At 44.6% G+C, this 4,237-nt stretch carries 3 protein-coding genes; all 3 read left to right on the top strand.

The features are described 5' to 3' along the window. The coding region (locus GQO39_RS08910) for an alanine-zipper protein (RefSeq protein WP_198039444.1) at positions 1–3,096 on the top strand (3,096 nt) is incomplete at its 5' end. 11 nt (positions 3,097–3,107) lie between these two features. Then, positions 3,108–3,437: a hypothetical protein gene (locus tag GQO39_RS08070; RefSeq protein ID WP_156851709.1), complete on the top strand. Its 330-nt coding sequence runs from the start codon at positions 3,108–3,110 to the stop codon at positions 3,435–3,437. A 75-nt stretch (positions 3,438–3,512) separates the two neighbouring features. Further along, positions 3,513–4,175 carry a gene transfer agent endolysin BgtA gene (gene bgtA, locus GQO39_RS08065; RefSeq protein WP_007552638.1) on the top strand — a complete coding sequence of 221 codons (663 nt, stop codon included), beginning with the start codon at positions 3,513–3,515 and terminating at the stop codon, positions 4,173–4,175. The last annotated feature ends 62 nt before the right edge of the window (positions 4,176–4,237 follow it).

The raw sequence follows: 4,237 nt of genomic DNA, 5'->3' as shown, positions 1-4,237 counted from the left end.
GCATTAACAGCCTCCAATGCGGCTAAAACAATGGTAGAGCTATCGAAAGTCTCCTCAGAAGATGCCAAGAGGAAATCAGAAGCGGCAGAGAGTTTAGCGCAAGAAGCCAAGCGTATAGCGGAGAATGTTAAAGGTGCAGCCGATAGAGTGACGACAGCAGTCACGGATAGCACAAAAATAGTTACGCAAGTTGAAAGTACAGTAGCGACAGCTTTGACAGATGCAAGAGAAGCGAAGGCAACGGCAGAGAGTGCCAAAACACTATCCGAACACTCTCAGAGTGCTGTTGATGATGCCAAGCGGGTGATGGGTGAAGTGAAGAGTGTTGCAGAAACAGCGCAACAGAGAGCCAATGCTGCGAAGTCACTAGCAGATGAAATAAAGGGAATTGCTGAAGCATCCAAGAGAGCGTCAGAAACAGCGACAGCGAACAGTGGGCAAGCACTCACCACAGCAAAAGAAGCCACCAGCACAGCTGAGACAGCGTCTTCGGTAGCCGGTGATGCAAAAGAAACAGCGTCTATAGCTCTATCTACAGCCAATAATCTTAAGCAATCGGTTGATCATGTCAAGAATACAGCTGAAGAAGCCAAAAGAATAGCAGAAGGAGCACAACAGAAGGCTTTAACAGTAGAAGCCATTGCTACACAAGCCAAGACTATGGCGCAAGAAGCAAAACAGGGGTTAGAGAGAGCAGCAGCGCAACAAGGTGCTACTGAAGCACTGTCTAAAGCTACTGAAGCGAAGAAAGTAGCAGATCAGGCAGCAACGTTAGCCAATGAAAGTAAAACGACAGCTTTCGAGGCAAAAGGTTTAGTGGAGGAAGTAAAACAATCGGTAGCGACAGCGACAAAAACAGCCGAAGATGCGAAAAATACAGCAAGGAAAGCGACTGTAGATATTATTTCTATCAAGGCAAAGGCTTTGATAGCAGAGAGCGTAGCTCACGAAGCCAAAGCAGCATCAGAAAGCGCTGTTAGGGGGGCGAATACAGCGAAGACCATAGCAGAAGAAGCCAAGAGTACAGCAGATACAGCAACAGCGACGGCACGTCAGGCGCAACAAGATGCAACAGCAGCTACAAAAGCAGCTTCTGAAGCGAAAGCTGCGGTTGAACAGGCATTGGGTGTTGAGAGGCAAGCGGTTCATGCTGTTGGTGAGACGGTCAAGAATATAGCCGACGAGGCAAAGAGTAAAGCGGAAGCAGCAGAGAGATTAGCACAAGAGGCAAAGAAGTCTGCTGAAGGGACACGGCAAAAGGCAGAAAGGGTAGAGACAGTAGCGGATGAAGCCCAGAAAACAGCGAAAGAAGCTAAAGATGCATCAAGTTTTGCAAGACATGATGCAGAGCAAGCTCGGACAAAAGCACAAAGTGCGGAGAATATAGCCTATCAAGCTTCGAATAAAGCTGGTGATGCCAAGCAAGTAGCAGATGGCGCAAAGGTTAAAGCAAGTTTAGCGGAAATGGCGGGAGAAGAAGCCAAGAAAACAGCAAGCAAAGCGGAGTCACGAGCGTATGAAGCGAAGGATGAAGTCGGCAAAGCGAAAGAAGTATCCAATAATGCGAAGCTTATAGCAGAATCTGCGCAACGTACAGCAGATGAGGCGAAAAGAACAGCAGGAAGCGCACGAACAGAAGCGAGCGAAGCAAAAGATGCGGTTCAAGCCATAAAAAATACAGCCTCCTCTGCGAAACATGATGCGGGACAGGCGCGGACAATAGCAGAAAGAGCAGAGAAAATAGCTTCTGAGGCAAGGAGTAAGGTTATAGATATCAATCAAGTGGTTGAGAATTTTAAAGCTCCCGTAAGCCTAGCACGGATGGGAGCGGATGAAGCCAAGAAAACAGCAGGAAAGGCAGAAAACATAGCTTATGGAGCATCAAATAAAGCTTATGAAGCTAAGCAAGCCGCTGATGGAGCAGGGGTTAAAGCAAGCTTGGCTGAAAGGGCAGCAGAAGAAGCTAAGAAAACAGCAGGAATAGCACGAACAGAAGCGAGTGAAGCCAAACAAATGGCTCTTCAAGCAAAGAACGGTTTAGCTCCTGTCACACAAACAGCAAATGAGGCAAAAAGGACAGCAGAGGAAGCAAAAAAAGCGGCGAGTGCACAACAGAGCGGAAGCACTTCTGGTTTGCATAATTTACTTAAATCTTTAAACTTGAGTGTGATCTCAGTTACCACGCCGTTTCTTGTTGCGACAGGGAAAAAACAATTCACGTTGAAAAAAGGAACACACATTTCGTTAGCGCTAGCAAATGATATTTTGATTGCAAGTTACACGCAAGATAAAAATATCACAATTTCTCAATCTCTTACAGCGGGCAAGGATTATTATATCTATTTGGTGTCTACAGATGCCAATCAGACGAGATTTATAATATCGAACAACAGTACCTATCCAGCGGGATATACCGCGATGAATTCGCGAAAGATAGGAGGCTTTCATACGCTTTGTGCGGATGTTGGAACGATTGCTGATCATCCTTTGTCTGGCTATCAGGCAGGGGATATTTTGCCCAATTCTGTTTGGTGTTTGAACCACCGTCCGCATAGTTCGCCTGAAGGGATGGTTTACGACCCCTCACAGGATATTTGGGTGGATATTTATCTCCAGTCAGGCACTGGTGGAAATACGTGCTCGGCGTATAAAGTTCCTATTACAACGAACCGTCTACAGACAGATCACGTATCAGATATGTTGCGTGTTAAGAAGGCTTTGCTAAATAATACAGAATTTACTTCTGCGATGTATGGAAGCAATGAAGGCGGTGGGATTCAAGGCAAAAAGGCACCTTCTCCTAAACATTCCGGAGGTCATAAGACCACGGAGAATAGACGAATGATCTCGCATATAGGGTGTGAAGATGGCTGCGGTTATGTTTGGCAATTTGTAAGAGATGTTTGTTTTATGCAAACAGTAACTGGAACCTCACCAAATGTAAAGTTTAAACAAGATATGTATGCATTGCTAGGTGGTGGAGACTGGTCAGATAGTGGGAATATCAATTCGCATCTGCGTGCAGTCATTAGACGTAATGCCACTTATGAAGCAGCTAGCGCCCGTGGATGTAGCCGTGCGCGTCGTTTTGTTTAGAGGAGGCGAAGATGAGAGAGTATCCAGAGCATTTGAATACAAAGCAAGATTATCTGAACATGTTTGAATTTGACAAGGCTGAGACAGTAAAACGGCTAGAGCAGCTATTGGAAACGCGTTTTTACTGGGTTGCTATAAAGGAGCTTAGTGAAGGGGAAGAAGGCATTGAAGATGAGAGGCATAAGATTGATATGGCAACAGAAATGCCGATTGGTTTAGAGGGAGGCTTTTTAGAAAAGCGCATACAATATGAATTACAGGAAAGCGAATATGCGCCGATATTTGCTCTTGGCTTTAGTGTTGAAGAGGTGGAGCAATTGATCAAAGAAAATAGGGAATAAAATAGTTATAAGCATAAACAACAATATCTTTTGGAGTGCCTCACCTTGTGTGAGGCTTTTTTTATGGAGAAGCATATGAGAAGAATATCATCAGAAGGGCTTACACTTATCAAACAATGGGAAGGTTTACGGTTGAATGCCTATCAAGATATAGCATGCGTGTGGACCATTGGTTATGGACACACGAGCAAAGCTGGTAAACCGCTTGTCAAAAAAGGGATGTGTATTACACGACAGCAAGCAGAAGAAATTCTTTGTGAGGATTTAAAGCAATTTGAGACAGCCGTTGAGAAAGCTGTAACAGTTTCGTTAACAGATGAACAGTTCGCGGCATTAGTATCGTTTTGCTATAATGTAGGGATTAAAGCCTTTTGTCACTCGACGTTGTTGAAAAAACTGAATAAGGGAGATTATGAGGCTGTTCCAACAGAACTACAGAAATGGAATAAGGTAGGTGGAAAACCTCTTCAAGGGCTTGCAAACCGTAGAGCAGCGGAAGCAGGGTTATGGGCGAAAGGTAGCTATGTTTCTTCTAATTATCAAAGAGTAGAAACGAAAGCAGCAACAGGACTTCTCAAAATAGAAGCGCTTGCACCAATTATAGGCTCTTGTTCAGGTCTTGGAGGTTTGTTGGCGGGCAATGGTCCTATCCAATGGGCATTAGCGGGAATAATGGTTTTAGCGGCATGTACAGGCATAGTGTTTGTAGCCAAGCGATTTAGGGAGCAACGCTTGTGATTTTTTGGTTTAAGAAATATTTTCTCATGTTTACAGCGGCTTTAGCCGTTTTTTTTATGGCT

The sequence above is a fragment of the Bartonella refiksaydamii genome (assembly GCF_902652675.1).
GTDB lineage: Bacteria > Pseudomonadota > Alphaproteobacteria > Rhizobiales > Rhizobiaceae > Bartonella > Bartonella refiksaydamii.
The sequence above is the reverse complement of the archived record's forward strand: the minus strand, read 5'-3'. Positions and strand labels throughout refer to the sequence as shown.